The organism is Dietzia sp. Die43 (assembly GCF_024519835.1).
GTDB classification, from domain to species: Bacteria; Actinomycetota; Actinomycetes; order Mycobacteriales; family Mycobacteriaceae; genus Dietzia; species Dietzia kunjamensis.
On the sequence record NZ_JALJRF010000001.1, the window covers coordinates 36,961 to 59,820 of the forward strand.

Below are 22,860 nucleotides of genomic sequence, written 5' to 3' on the forward strand. Positions count from 1 at the left end.
CGCGAGTACCCCCTGGCGAGAGCCGACGAAGGCGCGGAGTGGCCCGTCCGCCCGGCCCCGCGTCGATGCCGACGCGGGGCTGGTGGATTCACCGCCAGATCGGTGCCCGATGGTGTGCATGACTTCATCATCCGCCGTCGGATATGGCCTCTACCAGCAAGGACAGGCTGTCCTGCGTGCCCGCCTCAGACGTTGAAGTACTTGGCCTCCGGGTGGTACAGCACGAACGCGTCGGTCGACTGCTCGGGATGCAACTGCAGTTCCTCGGAGAGTTCGACGCCGATGCGCTCGGGCTCGAGCAGATCGACGACCACCTTGCGGGACTCCAGGTCGGGGCAGGCGCCGTAGCCGAAGCTGTACCGGGCACCCCGGTACTTGAGGTTGAAGTACTCCTCGATGCTGTCCGGGTCCTCGTCGGAGACCGTGCCCTCGGGCAGGCGGAGTTCGTCGCGGACCCGTCGGTGCCAGAACTCGGCGAGGGCCTCGGTGAGCTGCACGGACAGGCCGTGTACCTCGAGGTAGTCCCGATAGTTGTCCGCGGCGAACAGCTCGTTGGCGAAGTCCGCGATGGGCGTGCCCATGGTGACCAGCTGGAACGGCAGCACGTCCACCACTCCCTCGGCCTCGCAGCGCTCCTTGGAGGCCAGGAAGTCGGGGATGGCCAGGAAGCGCGGTCGCTGCTGGCGCGGGAACGCGATCTTGTGGAGCACCTCGGCGTCGGGGCGCGGCTCGGCGAGCACCCAGATCTCCTCGCCCACCGAGTAGGCCGGGAAGTAGCCGTACACCACGGCCGAGTGGGACAGGATGTTCTCGGTGGTCAACCGGTCGATCCACGAACGCAGGCGGGGCCTGCCCTCGGTGGCCACGAGCTCCTCGTAGTCCGGCCCGTCGCCGCTGCGGGTGCCCCGCAGGCCCCACTGGCCGAAGAACAGGGCACGCTCGTCCAGGTGACCGGCGTAGTCCGCCACCGGGATCCCCTTGGCGATCCGGGTCCCCCAGAACGGAGGGGTCGCGATCGGCTGGTCGGCCGCGATGTCCGACCGCTCGGGGACCACGACGGGCTCGGCCTCGGCGGCGCGCTTGGCGGCGATCCGCTCACTGCGAGCGCGGCGCTCGCGGCGTTCTTCGGCCTTGGCCGCGGACTCCGACGACTGCGACATCGGGACCCCGGTCCGTTTGGACGTCATCACCTCGTCCATGAGCCGCAGGCCCTCGAACGCGTCCCGCGCGTAGAACACCTCACCCTGGTACATCCCGGCGAGATCGACCTCGACGTAGGACCGGGTCAGCGCGGCACCGCCGAGTAGGACCGGGAACTCCCCGGCGATCCCCTCCGAGTTGAGCTCGGCGAGGTTGTCCTTCATCACGACGGTCGACTTCACCAGCAGGCCGGACATGCCGATCACGTCGGCCTTGTGCTCGCGGGCCGCGGAGATGATCTCCGAGATCGGCTGCTTGATGCCGATGTTGACCACGTCGTAGCCGTTGTTGGACAGGATGATGTCCACGAGGTTCTTGCCGATGTCGTGCACATCGCCCTTGACCGTGGCCAGGACGATGCGGCCCTTGCCGTCCTCGTCGCTGGCCTCCATGTGGGGCTCGAGGTGGGCGACCGCGGCCTTCATGGTCTCCGCCGACTGCAGGACGAACGGCAGCTGCATCTGACCGGACCCGAAGAGCTCACCCACGGTCTTCATCCCACCGAGCAGGTGGGTGTTGATGATCTCCAGAGGGGGGATCTCCGCCATCGCGGCGTCGAGGTCCGCCTCGAGTCCCTTGCGCTCGCCGTCGACGATCCTGGCCGACAGCCGCTCCATGAGCGGCATCGCGGCGAGCTCGGCCGCGCGCGCGTCCTTGGCGCCGGCCGCGGACACGCCCTCGAACAGCTCCATGAACACCTGGAGGGGGTCATATCCCTCACCGCGACGGTCGTAGACCAGGTCGAGGGCGACCTCCCGCTGGCGCTCGTCGATCTTGCTCATGGGCAGGATCTTGGAACTGTGCGCGATCGCGGTGTCCAGACCCGCCTGGATGCACTCGTGCAGGAACACCGAGTTGAGCACCTGGCGGGCGGCCGGGTTGAGGCCGAACGAGATGTTCGACAAGCCGAGCGTGGTGTGGATCTTCGGGTGTGACCCGGTGAGCCGGCGGATGGCCTCGATTGTCTCGATGCCGTCGCGGCGGACCTCCTCCTGGCCGGTCGAGATGGGGAAGGTCAGACAGTCGATGATGATGTCCTCCTCCGCCACCCCCCAGTTACCGGTGAGGTCGGCGATGAGCCGCTCGGCGATCTCGACCTTGCGATCCGCGGTCCGGGCCTGGCCCTCCTCGTCGATGGTCAGCCCGACCACAGCCGCGCCGTGGCGGGAGACCAGCTGCATGATCCGCTGGAAACGGGACTCCGGCCCGTCGCCGTCCTCGTAGTTGACCGAGTTGACCGCGCAGCGGCCACCCAGCTTCGCCAGACCGGCCTCGATGACACCGGGCTCGGTCGAGTCGAGCATGATCGGCAGCGTCGAGGAGGTCGCGAGCCGGCCGGCCAACTCCTTCATGTCGTCGGAGCCGTCCCGGCCGACGTAGTCCACGCAGAGGTCGACCATCTGCGCACCGTCGCGCATCTGCTCCTTGGCGATGTCCATGCAGGTGTCCCAGTCGCCGGCGAGCATGGCCTCGCGGAACCGCTTGGAACCGTTGGCGTTGGTGCGCTCACCGATCATGAGGATCCCGGCGTCGGCGCGCAGGGGGGTCGAGCTGTACAGCGAGGCGACCGCGTTGACGGGCTCCACCCGACGCTCGGCCTTCTCGCGGCCCAGGACCTCGTCGCGCAGGCGGGTGATGTGCTCGGGGGTGGTGCCGCAGCACCCGCCCACCATCGACAGGCCGAACTCGGAGACGAAATCGGCCACCTGCGGCGCGAACGCGTCGGCGCCCAGGGGGTAGACGGCGCCGTGCTCGCCGAGCTCCGGCAGTCCCGCGTTGGGCATGACCGACACGGGGATCCCGGCGTGCCGGGACAGGAACCGCAGGTGCTCGATCATCTCGGCCGGACCCGTGGCGCAGTTGAGGCCGATCATGTCGATGCCCAGCGGCTCCAACGCGGTGAGGGCCGCGCCGATGTCCGAGCCGAGCAGCATGGTGCCCGTGGTCTCGATGGTGACGTGGGAGATGATCGGCAGCCGCCGGCCGGCGGCGGCCATCCCGTCCTGGCACCCGAGCACCGCGGCCTTGACCTGGAGCAGGTCCTGGCTCGTCTCGATGAGGTAGGCGTCCGCGCCACCTCGTGCCAGCCCCTCGGCGGCCTGGGCGTACGCGTCCCGCATCTCCTCGAAGGTGGTCTGCCCCAGGGAGGGCAGCTTGGTGCCCGGCCCGAGGGAACCCAGCACCATCCGGGGGGTCCCGTCCTCGGACGGACCCATCTCGTCGGCGACCTTGCGGGCGATCGCCGCGCCCTTCTCCGCGAGCTCACCGATCCGGTCGACGATGTCGTAGTCGCCCAGGTTGGACAGGTTGCAGCCGAAGGTGTTGGTCTCCACCAGATCGGCGCCAGCGGTGAAGAACGCCCGGTGGATGTCCTCCACGACGTCCGGACGTGTGGCGTTGAGGATCTCGTTGCAGCCCTCCAGGCCCAGGAAGTCCGCGTCCACGTCGAGGTCGACGGCCTGCAACATCGTGCCCATCGCCCCGTCACCGATCAGTACTCGCCGACGGGCGGCATCCAATAAGGGCGAATCGAAATCGACAGACATGGCCCCAGTGTATGGGTGGGGAACAACCGGACGAACGTAGGCTGTACTAATGACTGTCCAATGGAGTCCCGACGGGCATCTCGATCTGGAGAGCCCGGTGATGATCGTGGCCTTCGAGGGCTGGAACGACGCCGCGGACGTAGCGACCGGCACCATCGAACACCTCGCCCTGAACTGGGAGGCCCGCCAGATCGCCGAGGTCGGCGGTGACGAGTTCTTCGACTACCTGGACCAGCGGCCCGTCGTCCGGATCTCGGGTGGGGTGTCCCGCTCGGTGGAGTGGCCCCGGGTGGTGGTGTCGGCGTGTCGACCGGACGGGTTCGCCGCGGACGTGTTGCTGGTGCGGGGGCCCGAGCCGGCCCTGAAGTGGCGCCGGTTCGCCTCGGAGTTCGTCGACCTGGTCGACACCCTCGGGGTGTCCCAGGTGATCCTGCTGGGGGCCTACCTCGCCGACGTGCCGCACACCCGTCCGGTCCCGCTCACCGGCGCGGCGTTCAGCCGGCAGCGGATGGCGACGATGGGTGTCGAACCGTCGGACTACGAGGGGCCCACCGGGATGTCCGGGGTGCTCCAGCAACTGCTCACCGAGGCGGGGGTGCCCACGCTGAGTGTGTTCGCGGGGGTCCCCCACTACGTGGCCTCGCCGCCGAACCCTCGGGGCACCGAGGCGATGTTGTCCTGGATCGCGGAGAACCTGGGCATGGCGGTACCGATGGACGCGCTGCGCGTGCAGGCGCGGACGTGGGCCGACCGTGTCGACGCAGCCGCAGGCGAGGACGAGGACCTCCGCGATTACATCCAGTCCCTCGAGGACCGGATGGACGAGGACTCCGGAGTGACCCCGGGGGTCGACCCGGAGCCCGACCGCGGCCGCGCGTCGGGTGGGGAGGCCATGCCGCTGGTCGACGGCGACGCGATCGCGGCCGAGTTCGAGCGCTTCCTACGGGGCGAGCGGGACGAGCCCGACGCCGGGTGACCCGCGGCCGGCCGGGTCGCGGCACGCGCGTCCCGCAGGTCAGCCGGCCCGGCCGGTCAGGCGGCGGTCGACGGGATGCCGAGAAGAGCGTCCAGGGCGGTCGCGACCGCGACACCGGCGGCCGGGTCCGCCTCGTCACCGCCCAGCGTCGCCTCCGCCCACGCGTCGATCACGGCCAACGCCCCGGGCGTGTCCAGGTCGTCCGCGAGGCGCTCGCGCAGAGCCGTGATCGCGGCCGCCGAGTCCGCACCGGCGCCGCGGGCGACGGCCCGGTTCCACGTGTCGTATCGGAGACGGGCGGCCTCGAGGAGCTCCCCGGACCAGGACCGGTCCACGCGGTAGTGCCCGGCGAACAGGCCGAGCCTGATGAGCGCCGGGTCGACGCCCTCCTCCCGCAGCGCCTGCACGCGCACCAGGTTGCCGAGCGACTTGCTCATCTTCACGCCGTCGAGCCCGATCATCGCGGCGTGGACGTAGAAACGGGCGAAGGGCGCCTCCCCCGTGGCCGCCTCGGCGTGGGCGGCGGAGAACTCGTGGTGGGGGAAGGCCAGGTCGCTGCCGCCACCCTGGATGTCGAACTCCATCCCCAGTCGGTTGCGGGCGATCGCCGAGCACTCGATGTGCCACCCGGGTCGGCCCGCCCCCCAGGGGGAGGGCCACGCCGGCTCGCCGGGACGATTGACGCGCCACAGCAACGCATCCAGCGGGTGTTCCTTGCCGGTTCGGTCGGGGTCGCCACCGCGCTCGGCGAAGGCGGCGGCCATCTCGTCGTCGTCGTAGCCCGACTCGTACCCGAACTCCTCGGTCGCGCCGTGGCGGTAGTAGACGTCGGAGTAGCCGTCGACGGCGGGGTCGATGCAGTAGGCGTGACCACGCTCAAGGAGCTCGGCCACCATCTCCACAACCTCGTCGATGGTCTCGGTGGCCGCGACGTAGTCACGCGGCGGGAGGACCCGGAGCGCCTCCATGTCCTCGCGGAACCGGTCGGTCTCGCGGTCCCCCAGCTCCTGCCAGTCGACGCCGTCACGCTCGGCCCGCTCGAACAGCGGGTCGTCGACATCGGTGGTGTTCTGGACGTAGTGGACCTCGTGCCCGGCGTCGAGCAGCTGACGGTAGACGAGGTCGAACGTGAGATAGGTGGCCGCGTGACCGAGATGGGTGGTGTCGTACGGGGTGATCCCGCAGACGTACATGCGTGCGACGGGCCCCGGCGCCACCTCGCGGGACTCCCCGCCGGCCGTGTCGAACAACCTCAGGGGGACGCCGTCGCCGGGGACCGAGGGGACGACAGGCGTGGACCACGAGTGCATGCGGCCGAGTCTAGAGACCACGCGGTCAGAAGAGCGGCCAGGGTAAGGGGTAGCCGGGGCCGGGAACGGGGAACACCCGGGTCGCGAGGAGGGTGTCGACGCGCTCGGTGAGAGCCTCGACCTCGGCGGAGGAGAGCAGGTCGGACAGGGCCGCGCCGAGTGCGCCGCCCTCTGCCAGGTCGCGCCGGAGACGCTCCAACCCCGCCACGTCGTCGGCGGTGAGGGGTTGACCCGCCCACCCCCACAGGACGGTGCGCACCTTGGGCTCGGTGTGGAAGGACAGGCCGTGGTCGATCGCCCAGACGACCCCCGCGGCGTCGACGAGGACGTGTCCGCCCTTCCGGTCGGCGTTGTTGACCACGTGGTCGAACACCGCGATACGGCGCAGCCGGTCGTCGGTGCCGTGTGCCACCACCACGTCCTCTCCCCGCGCGCCCTCCCCCCGCAGCACGACCGCCCGGCCGCCCGGGACGGCGTCGGCGGGGTGGACGTCGATCGGGTCGTGCCCGGAGCGTTGCTCGCGATCGATCTCCTCGATCCAGCGCTGGGCCATCCCCGGCCCGCCCGGGCCGTGCGCGGCCACGGTCTGTGGCACGAGGTCCCAGCCCAACGCCTCGGAGACCGCGTGTGCGGCGATCTCCCGCGCGGCCAGACTGCCGTCGGGGAAGTCCATCAGCGGCCGCTCCCCCGCCGACGGCTTGTAGACCCAGCTGTCCCCGTGGGCGTCCACGCAGTGGTAGACCGCGTTGCTGCCGGACGGGATCCGGTACAGCACGGTGAGTTCGGGGCTGACCGGGCGGTCGGTCACGGGTCGATGAGGTCGGTGAGCGCCTCATCGGACCGCGGGAGGTAACCGTTGAGGCGGACGCACAGGTGGCCGGTGGTGTCGATCGGTTCGCCGCACAGCGGGCACGGGGCACGGCCGGCGGAGACGACCTTCTCGCTGCGGAGCACGAACTGCCGGGCGCGCTGGGGGGTGAGGAAGACGCGCAGCGCGTCCGGCGCGTCCTCGGCGTCCGACAGCACCACCGACTCGTCTGTGGCGGACGGGTCCATCGCCAACAACTCCACCACGATCTTGGAGTGCTCCCCGTCCCAGCCGAGCCCCATGGTGCCCACCTGGAACTCGGCGTCGACCGGCATCTCGAGCGGGTCGAGATCATCCACGACGCCGCCGGCCGGCGGGATCGGGACGTCGGACTTGGCGGCGATCTCGTCGAGCAGGTCGCCCATCCTCTCGGACAGGATCTGGGCCTGCTGCTTCTCGCACCGCACCGAGATGGTCCGGCCCGACTCGGTGGCCTGGACGAAGAAGACGCGCTCGCCCGGCTGGCCGACCGTGCCCACCACGAACCGGGTCGGGTCGCGGAACTCGTGCACTGCCCTGCTCATGCGGGTGGTCTCCTCGTGGGGTGGATGGTGGTGCGGATCATCAGGCTACGTTCCCGCCGGGGACGGCGTCCGAGCTGGCGTGCCCCGCCGTGGCGTCGCCGACCCGGCCGGCCGGGTCCCCGCGGAGACCCGCCAGGTCGCCGCCGGTGTCGTTGACCCGGAGCACGAACGGGCGGTGTGGCGTGTACCGGACCACGGACACCGACGCGGGTTCCACCACGATCCGCTGGAACTGGTCCAGGTGCATCCCGTAGGCGTCCGCGATCACCGCCTTGATGACGTCGCCGTGGCTACACGCCACCCACAGCACGTCGCGATCCGCCTCCTCCGCCAGGCGCTGGTCGTGGCGACGGATGGCGGTCACCGCCCGACCGGCCATCCCGGCCAGGGACTCCCCGTCCGGGAAGACCGCCGACGAGGGGTGCTGCTGGACCACCGACCACAGGTGCTCGGAGGCGAGGTCCTTGAGTGGTCGGCCCGTCCAGGAGCCGTAGTCGACCTCGACCAGCCCCTCGTCGACCAGCGGCTCCACGCCCAGCGACCGCGCCAGGGGTTCGACGGTCTGACGGCACCGCATGAGGGGCGACCGGACGACCGCCTCGACGGGCAGTTCCCCGAGCCGACGGCCGAGTTCCGCGGCCTGGGCGTGGCCGGTGTCGTCGAGGCCGACCCCCGGTGTACGGCCTGCCAACGTGAGGGCGGTGTTGGCGGTGGATCGGCCGTGCCGGAGCAGGATGACGGTCATACGGGAAGATTACCGACGGCCCGCCGGGTCGGTCACCGGCCGGGCGGCGGCCCCGGTCAGGTCGCGGGGATCGTGCCGGTGCCGAGCAGGATCATCACCAGGGCGCCGAGGAGGATGCGGTACCCGGCGAACCAGGCGAGCGAGTGGTTCTGCACGAACCTCAGGAGCCAGGCGATGGCGGCGTACCCGATGACGAACGCGATCGCCGACCCCACGAGGAGCTGGAATCCGCTCGCCGACTGCCCCACCGACGGTTCGAACGCGTCGGGGAGGCTGAACAGGCCCGAGGCGAGGACGGCGGGGATGGCCAGCAGGAACGAGAACCGCGCCGCGGCCTCACGCGACATGTTGAGGAACAGGCCGGCGGAGATCGTGCCCCCGGAGCGGCTCACGCCCGGGATGAGCGCCAGACACTGGGCCAGCCCCATGACGATCGCGTCCTTCATCGTCAGACCCTCGAGCGATTTGGCGTCGACGGGGCGGTCCTGCCGGCCGAACCTCTCGGCGAGCAGGAACACGAAGGAGAAGACGATGAGCACGATGGCGGTGATCCAGAGATTCCGCGCGGCGTCACGGATGAAGTCCTTGCCGACGAAACCGATGAGCGCGATCGGGACCGACCCGACGATGACGAACCACCCCAGGCGGTAATCCGGGTCGGCGCGGTGCTCGGAGTCGAACACGCCCCGGAACCAGGCGACGAGGATGCGCACGATGTCCTTGAAGAAGAACACCAGCACCGCGGCCTCGGTGCCCAGCTGGACCACGGCGGTGAAGGACGCGCCCGCGTCCTCGCCGAAGAACCAGGTGGAGAAGATCCGTAGGTGGCCGGACGACGACACCGGCAGGAACTCGGTGAGGCCCTGGAGCACCGAGAGCACGACGACCTGGAGCCAGGACATCCCTTCCGCGGTGGGCGCGGCGAGGACCGATGTGTTCACGTGCGCTGTTTCCTCTCGGGTTCCGGCGGATCGGACGCGGATCGCGTCACCGCACCCAGCGAGAGTAGTCGCCCGGACCTGGACGGTGCCCGAGCACCCGCGTGGTGGACAATGGCGGGCAGTCGAAAGGAACACCGTGCACCGACGTGTCCTCCACCGTTCCGGCATGCCCGCCGCCCTCCTCGCCCTGGCGATCGCACTGACCGCCTGCTCCTCGCCCACCGCGGAGCTCGAGGAGCAGAACAGAATCGCCCAGGGCAACGCCTCCCCCGCGGAGTCGCCGCAGGTCTCCGACCCCGCCGGGGGTGACGTGATCCCGGTTCCCGGCTCGGTCCGCTCCCTCGTCGCGGTGGGTGACCGGGTCATCGCCCGGGTCGACGACCCGCCGTCGCTGGAGATCGGTCGAATCGACGGCACCCGCTGGGTGGAGGAGGACTCCGTGCCGCTGCCCCCGGGTGCCGGCGATGTCTCGGCCGCGCACGACGGCACGGTGCTGGTCCCCCACTCCGACGGCGTCGTCCTGGTGTCGGCCACCGGGCAGGTCCGTGAGATCACCGGGCTGGGCCCGGTCACCGCGGCCGCGCTGACCACGGACGGTCGACTACTGACCGGCACCCCGGAGGGCGAGATCGTCGTGCGCGACGCCGACGGTGCCGAGCAGCGTCGCATCGGCGGGCTGACCGCCGTGGACCGGATCAGCGTCGCCCGGGACGGCTCGGTGACGGCCCTGAGCCGCCCCGACACCGTCATCGCCAGCATCGACCTCGACTCGGACAACGCCGGGCCGCTCCTGCGTGCCGGCAAGGGGGCGGGTCAGCTCGACGAGTTCGGCGAGCGTTCCGTGGTGGCCAGCGACACGGTCGGCGGGACCCTGCTGGTGTACTCGACCTCGCCCGTCCGGCTGCATCAGCAGTTCCCCGTCGCCGCGGCCCCGTGGGCGGTGGCGGAGGACACGTCCAGAGGACTCGTCTGGGTCACCTCCACGGGGACGAACACCGTCCAGGCGTACGATCTCGGCGACGGCGTCGGTATCCAGCGCGCGGACATCCCGACGGTGCGCCAGCCCGACTCGCTGGCGGTCACCGACTCGGGGACGGTGGTGGTCGGTTCCGCGGACGGGGCGGGACTGCACCTCATCCGACCGACCCTCACCGAGCCGGCGAGCTGATCGCCCAGAAGACCCACGTCCCGCCCGGGGACGTTCACCGAGGAGGACCGTGTACGCACTGCTCAAGAAGGTGCTGTTCCGCTTTCCCGCGGAGCGGATCCACCACCTGGTGTTCGGCCTGCTCAAGCTCCTGACCCTGGTGCCCCCGCTCGGTGCCGTGGCTCGCCGGATCCTGGGTGTGCGGGACCCCGTGCTCGCCCAGGAGGTGCTCGGTCGTACCTTCCCCGGCCCGCTCGGGTTGGCGGCCGGGTTCGACAAGAACGCCGCCGCCGTGGACTCGTGGGGCGCGATCGGCTTCGGGTTCAGCGAGGTGGGCACCGTGACCGCCTCTCCCCAACCGGGCAATCCCACCCCGCGCCTGTTCCGGCTCGTCGAGGACCGGGCGATCCTCAACCGGATGGGGTTCAACAACCACGGGGCCGGTAACGCGGCCAACAACCTCCGTCGGCGCCGCAGCAGTGACCCGGTGGGGATCAACATCGGCAAGACCAAGGTGGTCCCCGCGGAGGACGCGGTCCGCGACTACGTGGCCTCGGCGACGATGCTCACGGGTCTCGCCGACTACCTCGTCGTCAACGTCAGCTCCCCCAACACTCCCGGTCTACGGGATCTGCAGGCCGTCGAGTCGCTCCGGCCCATCCTCGCGGCGGTGCGGGACGTGGCCACGATCCCCGTCCTGGTGAAGATCGCGCCCGACCTGGACGACGCGGACATCGACGCGGTGACGGACCTCGTGCTGGAACTGGGGCTGGCGGGCATCGTCGCCACCAACACCACCATCTCGCGTGACGGACTGCGGACCCCCGCCGCGGCGGTCGAGGCACTGGGCGCCGGGGGCATCTCCGGCGCGCCGGTCGCCGCCCGGTCGCGGGAGGTCCTCTCGCGGATCCACGGACGCGCAGGCGGCCGCATCGTCATCATCTCCGTCGGTGGCATCGAGACGCCCGAGGACGTCTGGGACCGCATCACCCACGGCGCGAACCTCGTCCAGACCTACACCGGGTTCATCTTCACCGGACCCACGCTCCTGCGCGGCACCAACCGGTTGGTGGCCAAGCGCCTCCGCCAGGGCGGGTTCGGGTCCCTGGCGGAGGCCGTCGGCTCGGCGGTGCGCTGAGCGTTATTGAGCGCTACTGCTCGAAGATCCCCGTCACCGTGCCGCGGGCCAGGCCCTGGCCGAACAGGTTGAACCCGACGAACGCGCACGAGGCGTCGTCACCGAGCTCGATCTCGTCGCCCACCGCGTGGACGGCGAGGATGTAGCGGTGCGGCCCGTGGCCCGCCGGCGGGGCCGCGCCCACGAAGCCCTTGAAGCCGGCGTCGTTGCGGACCACGACCGCGCCCTCGGGGAGGCCCGAGGTGTCGTCGCCCGTGCACGCGCCCTCGGGCAGTGAGGTCACCTCAGCCGGGATGTTGGCCACCGACCAGTGCCAGAAGCCCGACGCGGTGGGGGCGTCCGGGTCGAAGACGGTGACCACGTAGGTCCTCGTACCCTCCGGACCCGCGCTCCAGCTCACCTGTGGCGACCTGTCCTCGCCGCCCTCGACACCCATCTTCCCGCCGAGCTGCGCGGCCGACAGGGTGGCACCCTCGGTGAACGACTCGCTCGTCACCTCGAGGGCCGGTAGATCCGGGAGTGCGGCGTAGGGGTCGGGCACACGGAAGTCGGTCATCGTCATCCTCCTGCGATCGTGGCGGTGTGGAGTGGTCCTCCATCCGGTCACGTCCCTGTCTACCAGCCCTGTCTACCAGCGATGACCCGGCGGTGGGAGCCGCGGCGGGACCCCGATTTGGTCCACGGTTCGGGCATCGGCTAATGTCATTCCTCGCACGACCAAGCCGGACACGAGCCGGTGGAGGTCACCAGTGTGCGAGCGCGAGTGGCGGAATGGCAGACGCGCTAGCTTGAGGTGCTAGTGTCCTATTAACGGACGTGGGGGTTCAAGTCCCCCCTCGCGCACACTGTGTCGAGACAGTAGAAGTGGCCCCGGATCCGTGAGGATCCGGGGCCCACTTGTTTCTGGGTGAGTTTTGCTGGGGAGGTCGCCCGATGGCCCGCACACCCCGCACACCGCCCCCCGCTCAGCAGCAGCTCATCGACCGCCTGCGCGAACTCCTCGTCGATGAGCCGGTGACCCGCGAGGTGTCGATGTTCGGCGGCCACTGCGTCATGGTGTCCGAGAAGATCGCGGTCAGCGCCGGACGGGACGGGTCACTGCTCGTGAGGGTCTCCCCCGACCGGCACGATGAGCTCATGGCCCTGCCCGGCGCGATCCGGGCCGAGATGGGCGCCGGGCGGGACATGGGGCCCGGGTGGATCACCGTGGAGCCGTCGTCGATCGCGACGGACGATCAGTTGGCCGGGTGGCTCGCGCCGGCCCCGGAGTACAACCGTTCGGTCACCGGCGGGACGCCGTGAGGGCGAGCGCCGGCCGACCGGGCGATGCGGCGGGACGGGCCCTGGCAGCTGCCGCCCGCGCCGCAGACCGGGGCCTGGACGCCCTGGGGCTGGCTCCGCCGCCCCTGGACCTGCCGTCGGAGGTCCGCGCCGATCTCGACGGGTTCTTCGCGGGCACGATCGACCCCACGCCGGTCGTGATCCGCCGCGGCCACGTTCCGGGAGTCCCACACCGGCGTGCGTTTGCGCTGCCGGGCCTGATCTATCTCGGCGCCGACCCCGGGATCGTGGTCATGACCGACCCCGGCCCCACGCGGCTACGGGCCACCCCGACCCTGGTGCACGAACTGACCCACATCTGGCAGGGCCGGTACCTCGGCCCGCGCTACGTGGTGCGGGCGTTGAGCGAGCAGATCCGCCTGGGCCGGCGCGCCTACGACTGGCGGGCGGCATTCGCCCGCGTCGTCCACGACGCCCCCGCCGGCCAGGGCCCGGGCGTGCTGCCCGTGGAGGCCCACGCCCAGCTGGTGTCCGAGGCGTACGCCGCGGGCCACGGCTTCGCCCCCACCGCCGTCCTCTCCGGGCGGGACCATCACCTGCGGGCGGTGGAGCACGTGCTCACCGGGTTGCGTGCCGGCGACGTGTCCACCCTGCGGGGGCGGACGGTTTAGGGGCTGACCACCTCGTCGTCGTACCGTATCGGGGTGACCGGCATCGACCCAGACAGTTTCGATCCAGGCGGTAGTGACCCGAGCGGTATCGACCCGGGCGACCTCGAGATCTGCCTGCGCGTCCTCGACCAGGCCGCCGCGCTCGGCGAGGACCACCCCGACTCCATCCGGGTGCAGCGGTCGGTCGGCCACATGTTCAAGCTCCTCAAGAAGACGCGCCGCGCCGAGGTGCGTCGCGCCCGCCAGGAGGCGGACAAGGCCGTCATCGAGGCCACCGCGACCGGCTCACCCACCCGGATCGACGACGAGACCGCCGGCATCCGACTGGTCTCCACCACCCCGGGCGCCGTCGCCGGCCACCTCCAGCGCGCGATGGCGTGCTACGTCTGCAAGCAGCGCTTCACCCAGGTCGACGCCTTCTACCACCAGCTGTGCCCGAGGTGCGCCGCGCTCAACCGGGCCCGGCGGGATCCCGAGATGGACCTGACCGGCCGGCGGGCCCTGCTCACCGGCGGCCGCGCGAAGATCGGCATGTACATCGCCCTGATGCTGCTGCGGGCCGGCGCCGACGTCACCATCACCACCCGCTTCCCCCGCGATGCCGCCCGCCGGTTCGCCTCGATGGACGACCACTCCGAGTGGGCCGACCGCGTGCACGTGATCGGCGTGGACCTGCGCGACCCCGCCCAGGTGGTGGCGCTGGCCGACGAGGTCGCCGCCGGCGGCCCGCTGGATATCCTCATCAACAACGCCGCCCAGACGGTGCGCCGCTCCCCCGGGTCGTACTCCGGGCTCGTCGAGGGCGAGTCCGCCGCCCTCACCGGCCGCGCCGCCGACATTCCCGTGGTCACCATGGGTCGCACCTCCGAGCTGCACCCGGCCGCGCTCATGGGCGGCGAATCCGCGCTGATCGGGTCCGAGGAGGCCGAGCGCGAGGCCGACCACATCGCGACCCTGGCGCTGCAGGCCGGCTCGTCCTCGCTGGAGCGGATGGCCGCCGGGACCGCCATCGACGCCGGCGGGCTGCTGCCGGACGTGGTGGACCACAACAGCTGGGTGGCCACGGTCGAGCAGGTCGAGCCGATGGAAATGCTCGAGGTGCAGCTCGCCAACTCGGTCGCGCCGTTCATCCTCGTCTCCCGCCTGCGCCCCGCCATGGCGGCCTCGAAGGCGCGGCGCAAGTACGTCGTCAACGTCTCCGCCATGGAGGGGCAGTTCTCGCGCCGCTACAAGGGCGCCGGCCACCCGCACACCAACATGGCCAAGGCGGGCCTCAACATGCTCACCCGCACCTCCGCCGAGGAGATGTTCACCGAACACGGCATCCTCATGACCGCCGTGGACACCGGCTGGATCACCGACGAGCGCCCGCACACCACCAAGGTCCGGCTGCACGAGGAGGGCTTCCACGCGCCCCTCGACCTCGTCGACGGCGCCGCCCGCGTGGTGGACCCGATCGTCCGCGGCGAGGCCGGCGAGGACCTCTACGGCTGCTTCCTCAAGGACTTCGAGCCCAGCCCGTGGTGAACGTCGACCCCGCCGTGAACGTCGACCCCGCCGTGAACGTCGACGCCGCCCGCCGGATCCTCGCCGACGAGCTGCTGCCCACGATCCGCGCCGCGGTGGCCGATCTCGGCGGCGACGGGCCCGACACGCTGGTGCACTTTCGGCCCACCGACGAGGGGTCCGAGTGGCCTACCAACTCCGCCGCCGCGCTCGTCCACCACCTGTGCGGGGTGCTCGCCTCCTGGGGTGCGGCCAGCCTGGGTGGTGAGGACATCGTCCGGGATCGTGACGCCGAGTTCGCCTTCACCGGACCGGTGGGGCCGGAGCTCGACCGGCTTGGCGCCCTGATCGACCGACTTCCCGGGTGGGTCACCGCGGCGGTCGGACGGGGCGATCTGGCCACTCCCGCCGGGACCACGGTCGATGTCGACGCCGCGCGCCGGGCGGGGACCTTCACCCCGGAGTGGGTTGTGGGCCACATCCTGCACGAGGTCGCCGCCCACACCGGCCAGCTGCAGGTGACCCGCGACGTCCTGCTCTCCCGGGGCCGCTCGCGGTGAGCCGCACCCCGGTGCTGCTCGACTGCGACCCGGGCATCGACGACGCCCTGGCGATCGCCTACCTGGTGGCCGAGCACCGCGCCGGGCGGACCGACCTGACCGGCGTGGTGTGCACGGCCGGCAACGTCGGGTTGGAGGACACGGTCGCCAACGCGTGTGCGTGGCTCGACCTCGCGGGCGCGCCGGGGCTCCCGGTGGCCGCCGGCGCGCCCGGCCCGATCGCCGTGCCCCACGTGCTCACCCCCGAGACGCACGGCCCCCGCGGGGCCGGGTACGCGGAATTGACGACGACGAGGGCGACGACGAGGCCGGTCGATTCCCGCGACGGTGCGCGACTCTGGGTGGACGCGGCGCGCGCCCACCCCGGTGAGCTGGTGGGGATCGTGACCGGTCCCTCGTCCACGCTGGCCCATGCCCTGGCACTCGATCCCGCACTCCCCCGGTTGCTGGGCGGGCTGGTGGTGATGGGCGGGACGTTCCGTGGGCATCCGGGCAACACCACGCCGGTCAGCGAATGGAACGTCGACGTGGACCCCGAGGCCGCCGACCGCGTGTGCCGGGCGTGGGAGGACGCGCGCACCGCCGATCCCGCGGTGCCGACCCCGCTGTGGTGCGGGTTGAACCTCACCGAACGCGCGGTATGGACCCCAGAGCGGTCGGAGTGGCTGCTCGAGGCCACGGATTCCCCGCTGGCGCGGCGGCTGACCGAGGCCCTGCGGTTCTACTTCGAGTTCCACGACTCCGTCGGGGAGGGATACCTGGCGCAGGTCCACGACCCGTTCGTCGCGTGGATGGCCCTGCACCCGGAGGCGGTGGTGGCCGCGCCGGCGAACGTACGGGTCGAGTGCTCGGGCGAGCACACTCGCGGCATGACGGTGGCGGACGTCCGCGGGCACCGGCGCCGGGTGGACAACGCCCGCATCGCGACCGACGTGCTGGTGCCGGGTGGGCCGGACGCGGTCCTGGACGAGATCTGCGCGGCGATCGTCTCGCTGGCGGGCCTGCCCGACTAGTTGTCCGGCCGCGTGAAGTTCCGGGTCGGCGGTGCCGGGTCGGGAACGCACTCGGCGGTGGCGTGCCCGCGCAGCGAGGTCGCGCACGCCACGCCGGCCGCGGCGCCGGTGCCCACGGCGATCGGCACGAGCTGCAGGCCGGTCACGATGTCGCCGGCGGCGTACACCCCGTCGACGCTGGTCAGCTGCATCGCGTTGACGGTGAGACCGCCGTCGTCGTCCAGCTCGCAGCCCAGGGACGTCGCGAGCTCGTTTGTCGGGTGGTGCGCGTAGGAGAAGAACACCTTCGACCCCGCGATCACCCTCCCGTCCGCGAGCCGCACCCCCTCCAGCTGACCGGGGTCGCCGACGAGCTCCCGGGCGACCCCGTCGACCACCCCGATGTCGTGCTCGGCGCAGGCGGCCCGCTGGTCGTCGTCGAAAGCCGGGTCGGAGTCGCTCTCGGTGACGATGACCACCTCCGACGCCCAGTCCAGCAATTCGGACGCGTAGGCGGGCACATGCGCGCCCACGCCGAGCACGATGATCCGCCGGCCGGCGGCAGTGAGGCCGTCGCAGGCGGGACAGTGGTGCACGTCGACCCCGTAGTGGTCGTCGATCCCCGCGAGGTCGGGTAGCCGGTCGCGCACGCCGGTGGCGAGGATGATCCGCCTGGCGGTGACCGTGACGGGGTTCTCGTCACCACCATCCGTTGTGGCGCCGGGTGCGATTCGGGCGACGAACCGGTCGTCGGATTCCCTGACCAGGTCGGTGACGACTCCACCGAGTCGTCGAACGGTCGGGTACTCGCGAAGACCCTCGTCGACGTCGGCGTAGAACTCGGCGGGTGTGGTGGGGCCGGTGCCGAGCATGCCGTGGATCCGCTGCGCCGCGAGATTGCGCTGGCACCCGGCGTCGACGAGCAGGGTGGAGCGCTGATACCGGCCGACCCAGGTGGCGGCCGACAGGCCCGCCGGGCCCCCGCCGATCACCAGGACGTCCACGGCCTCCGGCGGGTGGTCGTCCACGGCGTCGGACCCGGGGTCGGTGGGGGCGTCGGTCATGGCTCTCCGATCGGGAAACGGGTGATGCCACCCTACGAAAACCGGTGCCGACCGACCACCGGCCCGCCCCCGGAGTGATCGGACCCGGAGGCGCGGGCGGTCGAGGGACGGAACTAGAACCGGTGTTAGGCTCCTCCGGATGTTCCGGGCGGCCTCTGGGCCCTCCCGGACACCGCCGTCATCCCACCTCACCGCCCCGGGAGAGTCCATGAGGTCTGTCGCCACCGCCCTGATCGTCGTCGCGGGCGGGGCGGTCGTCGCCGGGGTCTCCGCACGTCGCGCAGCGGTGGCCTCCGGCGAGGCCGAGCCTGCGGTGGCCACCGTCCGGAACGCCGTGGCCACCGCGCGGGAGACCGTGCGTAGGCGGATCCGGCAACGCGCCGAGGTGACCGTACCGGCGGCAGGCCCCGGTGCGGCGTCCTCCGAGGGTGCGGGCCACGCGACGGCCACCCGTTCGGGATACCCGGCGGGCAGGGACTCGACCTCGGCCGGCTCGGCGCCACGCCGACTCGCCGGGGCCCGGGGATTCGTCCCCGCCCTCGAGGGGATCCGTGGCCTCGCGGCCGTCGGGGTGCTGACCACCCACGTCGCCTTCGTCACCCGCGCGTCCACCGGGTCACCCGTCAAACGGCTGTTCGGGCGACTCGACCTGGCGGTCGCCGTCTTCTTCGCCAAATCCGGGTTCCTGCTGTGGCGAGCCCACGCCGCCCACGCGCGCAGGGACGAGCCGGGAACCGCCCGGCCGACCCGCGAGTACCTCCGCTCGCGTCTCGTGCGGATCCTGCCGTCGTACGCGGTGCTGGTCGCCGCCGCGATGCTGCTGCTCGAGCAGAACCACGTCAACGGCCCGGATTCCTGGATCGCCAACCTGACCCTCACGCAGATCTACACGTCGAACTTCCTCGTCGCCGGGCTGACGCACGCGTGGTCGCTGGCCGTGGAGATGGCGTACTACCTCGCCTTCCCGCTGCTGTGGACCGCGATGAAGGACCTGCGCGGCGACTCCGCCCGGTGGCGTATCCCGGCGATCGCCGCGTTCGGTGCCTCGGGTCTCGTGTTCCCGATGCTCCCGTGGCACGCCCTCGGCATCCTGCCGGCCGACGTCAACGTCCAGATCCTCCCGCCGTCGTTCGCCGCCTGGTTCGCCGCGGGGATGCTGCTGGCCGAGGTCGTCACCGCGCCCCCCGGCACGCTCGCCCGGATGTGTCGCGATCGACTCGCGAGGTGGGGGTGGTGGCTCGCCGGCGGCGCTGCCCTGGTCGCCACCACCGTTCCCGGATGGTTCTCCGAGGGATTCGTCCACCCGGGCCCCGTCGAGTTCGCGGCCCGGACCGGTCTGGCGGGCACGATGGCGTTCCTCGTCCTGGCCCCGGTGGTCCTCGCCCCGGAGGGCACGCGGTTCCCGGTCCTGGAGTCCGCGCCGTTGCAGAAGGTCGGCACGTGGTCGTACGGAATCTTCCTGTGGCATCAGCTCGTCCTGCACGCCGCGTTCCCCCTCACCCGCACGCGGCTATGGGACCAGCGAATGGGGGTCATCTGGCCCGTCACCGTGGCCGGCTCGCTGGCCGCGGGCGCAGCGAGCCACCGGTTCATCGAGGAACCGGCACGAAAGCTGCTCTCCCCGCACGCCTGAATTCGACGCCGTGTTCTCGTAGGGTGAGCGCACAAGCGCGGACACGCGCACGCTCACGACGAAGGAGAACAGCTATGGGTTACATCGGCGGCGGAGTGGTCCTCGTGGTGCTCGGCGCGGTACTCATGTACGCGGTCGAGATCAGCATTCCGGGTATCGACTCGAACACCCTCGCGGTGATCCTGATGGTGGCCGGTGTGGTGCTCTTCGTGATCGGTCTGCTGTTCGCGATGCGCTCGCGGAGCCGTCGGGTGCCGGACGAACGGTACTGAACCGGAGCGTCGGCGGGCTCGGAGCCGGCATCTGTCGTCTCCCCCGTCGCCTCCTGTCTGACTCCATTCGCGTCCGCGTCGTTCACAGACGAGCTGTCGCGTGTGGGTGAGCATGCCGGCGTGTGCATCCGACCCTGACGGCTGTGAGCCTCGTGTGCCCGCGAGAGTGTAGTCGCGCGGCCTCTGAGACAGCCGCGGGCGACATCTCCTGCGCGGATGCCCCGGGAGCGGAATCCGCGAGCGCGGAGATTCCTTCCGCGGAGCTGTCGATCTTCGGGCGCCCGTTCGTCATGAAGGTGTCGGCGCACTTCACCGTGGCCGGCATCCACCAGTCAGAGTCAGGAGATCGACATGAAGTACGTGCTTCTACTCTTCGGCAACATCGACGACGTCCGGTGCGGGGAGGCCGGGCCGGAGGGGGCCGTCGAGGGGCCCGGACCGGAGGCGTTCATGGCGTTCGATGCCGAACTCGAGGCCGCGGGGGTCCTCGCCGGCGGTTTCGTCCTGCACGACCCGGAGACCGCGGTCAGTCTCGCGGCCCCCGCCGGTGGCGGCGACCCCGTCATCACTTCGGGTCCGTTCGCGGAGAGCCGCGAGTTCGTCGGGGGCACGATCATGATCGACGTGCCCGACATCGACGCGGCGCTCGCGTGGGCGCGGCGATGCCCGGGAGTGCATGGTGGCCGGGTCGAGGTCCGGGCCATCGCAGAGTACTGACGGACGCCCGGCACCGGTGACCGAGGGACCAGGAGACGCCGTGGGCACCGAGCGCGGGGCGCCCGGTGACCGCCGACCCGGGGAGTGCGAGAGCGCGGCCCCGGGTCTGGCGGTTCGCGACGTGCTCGGCGCGCTGCGCCGGGAGGACCGCTCGCGACTGCTCGCGGCTCTCGTGGCGCGGTTCGGAGACCTCGACCTCGCGGAGGACGCGACGCAGGACGCCTTCGCGGCCGCGCTGGAGAAGTGGCCGGTCACCGGTGTGCCGGACAAGCCCCTGGCCTGGCTCATGACCACCGCGGCGCGGAAGGCGATCGACCGACTCCGGCGACAGCGGGCTCTGACGGAGCGGTTGGCCCGGCTGCACGTCGAGCAGGAACACCGGGTGGCCCGTGCGGTGGAGGTCTCGCCCGCGGATCCGGACGAAATCCCGGATGAGCGTCTCGAGCTGTTCTTCGCCTGCTGCCACCCCACCCTGAGGGTCGAGGAGCAGGTCGTGCTCACGCTCCGGTACCTGGCGGGGCTGACCACCGCCGAGATCGCCCAGGCGTTCCTGGTGCCGGTGCCCACGATGCAGCAGCGGCTGGTCAGGGCGAAGAGGCGGATGCGGGTCACCCGGATCCCGGTGCGGGTACCCGGGAGCGCGGAGCTTCCCGACCGGCTCTCGGCCGTTCTCACCGTGATCTACCTCGTCTTCTCCGAGGGGTATGCCGCGACGGAGGGGGCGAGTCACCTGAGGACGGATCTGACGCAGGAGGCGATCCGGCTGGCCCGCATCGTCCACAGGTTGATGCCCACGCAGTCGGAGGTCACCGGGTTGCTGGCGTTGATGGTGCTGATCGAGGCACGGGCGTCCGCACGGACCGGTCGCGACGGGATGCCCGTTCCCCTGCCGGACCAGGACCGCCGCACGTGGGACCGTCTTCTGCTCGAGGAAGGCCTGTCGCTCGCAGAGCAGGCTGCCGCGGGCGGCCCGGGCCCGTACTCCGTTCAGGCCGCCATCTCCGCCGTGCACGCCGAGGCCCCGGACTTCGCGTCGACGGACTGGCGGCAGATCGTGGCTCTCTACGATGTGCTCGTGATCCTCGCTCCCGGCCCGGTGGTCCGGATGGCGCGGGCGGTGGCCATCGGGCGACGAGACGGGCCGGAGGTGGGGATCGCCCACCTGGACGAGTTGTCCGCGGACCCGGCGCTCGCCGAGCACCACCCGTTCCACGAGGCGAGGGCGGTCACCCTGGAGTTGCTCGGGCGTCCGGAGGAGGCGCGCCGGGCGTGGGTCCGCGCCCATGCACTCGCCCGGAACGACGCCGAGCGTGACTACCTCCTGCAGCGCTGGTGGGACGCCTGAAGGACGTCGGGCGTGCCCGCACATCCCTCCTTCCCCCACCCGGCCCCGCAGGATAGCCCCGCCGTGTCCTCGCCGACGAGGGCATCGTCGGCGTGGCCCGGATCGTCCGAAACCTCCTCCGCGACGCGGACGCCCGCCGACGGGTTCTCGCCATGCGCAGGACCTTCGTCGCGCACGACCAGCACATGAGCGCGGTCGGGTTCGTACTGCGCAAACGCTGACCACGCCGCGGCACACGTAATCGGCTACCCTCCGTCCGGATCCGCTACCCGATTCCGAGTAGCAGATTGGCAGTGCGAGTAGCGGATTTGGTGTGGGCGGTCGGGGGCGGTGCGAAGCCTGCGCACTGCGCAAGACGGTGCCCGGCGGGGCTCAGGAGTCGAAGGCGTCGATGATCGCCTGCGCAGCGAGGGCCGCGGTGAGCGTGCCCTCGCGCACCTGCTGCTCCACTTCCGGGGCGATCCTGCGCACCTCCGGATCGGCGGCCAGCCGGGCCATCAGCGTGTCGTGGACCATGGACCACGTCCAGTCCACCTGCTGACGCGCCCTCCGCGCCTCCACCTCGCCGATCCCGTTCATCGTGTCCTGATGCGAGCGGACGGCGTTCCAGAAGCGGTCCAGTCCCTCGGCCTCGAGTCCCGACATGGTCAGGACGGGCACCTTCCACACCGCGTCGGCAGGACGCACCAACCGTAGGGCGGCCCCGAGTTCGCGGGCGGCCCGCGAGGCGTCTTTGACGTGCGGGCCGTCCGCTTTGTTCACCGCGACGATGTCCGCCAACTCGAGGACACCCTTCTTGATGCCCTGCAGCTGGTCGCCGGTGCGGGCGAGGGTGAGGAACGTGAAGCAGTCGACCATCCCGGCCACCGTCACCTCGGACTGGCCGACGCCGACGGTCTCCACGAGGATCACGTCGAACCCGGCGGCCTCGAGCAGGACCATCGTCTCCCGCGTGGCCTTGGCCACGCCCCCGAGCGTGCCGGACGTGGGCGAGGGCCGGATGTAGGCCCTCGGTTCCGTGGACAGGGTGGCCATGCGGGTCTTGTCACCGAGGATCGAACCCCCGGTGCGGGTGGACGACGGGTCGACGGCGAGGACCGCGACCTTGTGACCCTGCTCCACCAGATACAGGCCGAAGGACTCGATGAACGTCGACTTGCCGACCCCCGGCACCCCGGTGATGCCGATCCGCAGCGCCCCACCGGCGTGCGGCAGTGCGCCCAGCAGGAGCTGTTGGGCCTTCTCCCGGTGCGCCGGGTTCGTGGACTCCAGCAGTGTGATCGCGCGGGCGAGGACCGGGCGGCGGTCCTCGAGCACGCCGGCGAGCAGGGCGTCGACATCGATCTCGCGCCGCGGACGCGGCCCGGTGGCCGAGGGCACCGGGCCGCGCACCGAGCCGGTACCGGCCGTGGTCGACAGACTGC

The 22,860-nt window shown here is 71.4% G+C and carries 22 protein-coding genes and 1 tRNA gene; 14 read left to right on the forward strand and 9 right to left on the reverse strand.

The window, feature by feature from the left end; all coding sequences use genetic code 11:
- Nucleotides 1–185: 185 nt before the first annotated feature.
- Nucleotides 186–3,746: a methionine synthase gene (gene metH, locus NR111_RS00180; protein WP_256819285.1), complete on the reverse strand. Its 3,561-nt coding sequence runs from the start codon at nt 3,744–3,746 to the stop codon at nt 186–188.
- 49 nt (nt 3,747–3,795) lie between these two features.
- On the opposite strand from metH, the gene NR111_RS00185 reads away from it, so the two are divergent.
- On the forward strand, nt 3,796–4,722 hold the full coding sequence (locus NR111_RS00185) for a PAC2 family protein (protein ID WP_067714429.1): 927 nt from the start codon (nt 3,796–3,798) through the stop codon (nt 4,720–4,722).
- Nucleotides 4,723–4,778: 56 nt separating this feature from the next.
- On the opposite strand, the gene mshC is transcribed toward NR111_RS00185, so the two are convergent.
- From mshC to NR111_RS00210, 5 genes are read right to left on the reverse strand one after another with little or no spacing between them, the layout of a single operon-like run.
- Nucleotides 4,779–6,032, reverse strand: a complete 1,254-nt coding sequence (mshC, locus tag NR111_RS00190; RefSeq protein WP_256819288.1) for a cysteine--1-D-myo-inosityl 2-amino-2-deoxy-alpha-D-glucopyranoside ligase — start codon at nt 6,030–6,032, stop codon at nt 4,779–4,781.
- Between the two features lie 25 nt (nt 6,033–6,057).
- A complete protein-coding gene (locus NR111_RS00195; RefSeq protein ID WP_096905478.1) occupies nt 6,058–6,840 on the reverse strand; it encodes an SCO1664 family protein in 783 nt (260 codons plus the stop codon).
- Entirely contained in the window at nt 6,837–7,424 is a 588-nt protein-coding gene (locus tag NR111_RS00200; RefSeq protein ID WP_096905477.1) for a DUF3090 domain-containing protein, read from the reverse strand. The genes NR111_RS00195 and NR111_RS00200 overlap by 4 nt, the downstream gene beginning before the upstream one ends.
- A 40-nt stretch (nt 7,425–7,464) precedes the next feature.
- A complete protein-coding gene (locus NR111_RS00205; RefSeq protein ID WP_096905476.1) occupies nt 7,465–8,169 on the reverse strand; it encodes a histidine phosphatase family protein in 705 nt (234 codons plus the stop codon).
- Nucleotides 8,170–8,225: 56 nt separating this feature from the next.
- On the reverse strand, nt 8,226–9,071 hold the full coding sequence (locus NR111_RS00210; RefSeq protein WP_194307203.1) for an undecaprenyl-diphosphate phosphatase: 846 nt from the start codon (nt 9,069–9,071) through the stop codon (nt 8,226–8,228).
- 205 nt (nt 9,072–9,276) lie between these two features.
- Here NR111_RS00210 and NR111_RS00215 point away from each other — a divergent pair, with 205 nt between their 5' ends.
- Nucleotides 9,277–10,278 (forward strand): hypothetical protein, encoded by a 1,002-nt coding sequence (locus tag NR111_RS00215; RefSeq protein WP_173674756.1) that lies wholly within the window; start codon nt 9,277–9,279, stop codon nt 10,276–10,278.
- 49 nt (nt 10,279–10,327) lie between these two features.
- Complete coding sequence (locus NR111_RS00220) at nt 10,328–11,395, forward strand: quinone-dependent dihydroorotate dehydrogenase (protein ID WP_096905474.1); 1,068 nt, start codon at nt 10,328–10,330, stop codon at nt 11,393–11,395.
- A 13-nt stretch (nt 11,396–11,408) separates the two neighbouring features.
- On the opposite strand, the gene NR111_RS00225 is transcribed toward NR111_RS00220, so the two are convergent.
- Entirely contained in the window at nt 11,409–11,951 is a 543-nt protein-coding gene (locus NR111_RS00225; RefSeq protein ID WP_067714407.1) for a YbhB/YbcL family Raf kinase inhibitor-like protein, read from the reverse strand.
- A gap of 201 nt (nt 11,952–12,152) precedes the next feature.
- Here NR111_RS00225 and NR111_RS00230 point away from each other — a divergent pair.
- The 6 genes from NR111_RS00230 (at nt 12,153) to NR111_RS00255 (ending at nt 16,426) form a co-directional block, all read left to right on the forward strand.
- Nucleotides 12,153–12,238 (forward strand) — tRNA-Leu (locus NR111_RS00230).
- 90 nt (nt 12,239–12,328) lie between these two features.
- Nucleotides 12,329–12,697, forward strand: coding sequence for a TfoX/Sxy family protein (locus NR111_RS00235; protein WP_256819295.1), 369 nt, complete (start codon nt 12,329–12,331; stop codon nt 12,695–12,697).
- Nucleotides 12,694–13,347, forward strand: a complete 654-nt coding sequence (locus NR111_RS00240; RefSeq protein WP_256819297.1) for a hypothetical protein — start codon at nt 12,694–12,696, stop codon at nt 13,345–13,347. Before NR111_RS00235 ends, NR111_RS00240 begins: the two co-directional genes overlap by 4 nt.
- Nucleotides 13,348–13,380: 33 nt before the next feature.
- Entirely contained in the window at nt 13,381–14,874 is a 1,494-nt protein-coding gene (locus NR111_RS00245; RefSeq protein ID WP_371606824.1) for an SDR family NAD(P)-dependent oxidoreductase, read from the forward strand.
- Nucleotides 14,868–15,413, forward strand: a complete 546-nt coding sequence (locus tag NR111_RS00250) for a DUF664 domain-containing protein (RefSeq protein ID WP_256819299.1) — start codon at nt 14,868–14,870, stop codon at nt 15,411–15,413. Before NR111_RS00245 ends, NR111_RS00250 begins: the two co-directional genes overlap by 7 nt.
- Nucleotides 15,410–16,426 carry a nucleoside hydrolase gene (locus NR111_RS00255; protein ID WP_256819301.1) on the forward strand — a complete coding sequence of 339 codons (1,017 nt, stop codon included), beginning with the start codon at nt 15,410–15,412 and terminating at the stop codon, nt 16,424–16,426. The genes NR111_RS00250 and NR111_RS00255 overlap by 4 nt, the downstream gene beginning before the upstream one ends.
- On the opposite strand, the gene NR111_RS00260 is transcribed toward NR111_RS00255, so the two are convergent.
- Nucleotides 16,423–17,469, reverse strand: coding sequence for an NAD(P)/FAD-dependent oxidoreductase (locus tag NR111_RS00260; RefSeq protein WP_256819303.1), 1,047 nt, complete (start codon nt 17,467–17,469; stop codon nt 16,423–16,425). The two genes, NR111_RS00255 and NR111_RS00260, sit on opposite strands and share 4 nt — an antisense overlap.
- Nucleotides 17,470–17,677: 208 nt before the next feature.
- Between NR111_RS00260 and NR111_RS00265 the strand changes: the two genes are divergently transcribed.
- The 5 genes from NR111_RS00265 to NR111_RS00285 all read left to right on the forward strand — a co-directional run bounded on the left by NR111_RS00265 (nt 17,678) and on the right by NR111_RS00285 (nt 21,657).
- The gene (locus NR111_RS00265; RefSeq protein ID WP_256819305.1) at nt 17,678–19,102 is read left to right on the forward strand and encodes an acyltransferase; all 1,425 of its coding nucleotides are present in this window, start codon (nt 17,678–17,680) and stop codon (nt 19,100–19,102) included.
- Nucleotides 19,103–19,176: 74 nt separating this feature from the next.
- Complete coding sequence (locus NR111_RS00270) at nt 19,177–19,374, forward strand: hypothetical protein (RefSeq protein ID WP_256819306.1); 198 nt, start codon at nt 19,177–19,179, stop codon at nt 19,372–19,374.
- A gap of 351 nt (nt 19,375–19,725) precedes the next feature.
- A complete protein-coding gene (locus NR111_RS00275; protein WP_256819307.1) occupies nt 19,726–20,091 on the forward strand; it encodes a YciI family protein in 366 nt (121 codons plus the stop codon).
- Between the two features lie 106 nt (nt 20,092–20,197).
- Nucleotides 20,198–21,436, forward strand: a complete 1,239-nt coding sequence (locus NR111_RS00280) for an RNA polymerase sigma factor (RefSeq protein WP_256819573.1) — start codon at nt 20,198–20,200, stop codon at nt 21,434–21,436.
- 92 nt (nt 21,437–21,528) lie between these two features.
- Complete coding sequence (locus tag NR111_RS00285) at nt 21,529–21,657, forward strand: hypothetical protein (protein WP_256819308.1); 129 nt, start codon at nt 21,529–21,531, stop codon at nt 21,655–21,657.
- Nucleotides 21,658–21,808: 151 nt separating this feature from the next.
- Here the strand turns inward: NR111_RS00285 and meaB are convergent, their stop codons facing one another.
- On the reverse strand, nt 21,809–22,816 hold the full coding sequence (gene meaB / locus NR111_RS00290; protein WP_256819309.1) for a methylmalonyl Co-A mutase-associated GTPase MeaB: 1,008 nt from the start codon (nt 22,814–22,816) through the stop codon (nt 21,809–21,811).
- Nucleotides 22,817–22,860: the final 44 nt, after the last annotated feature.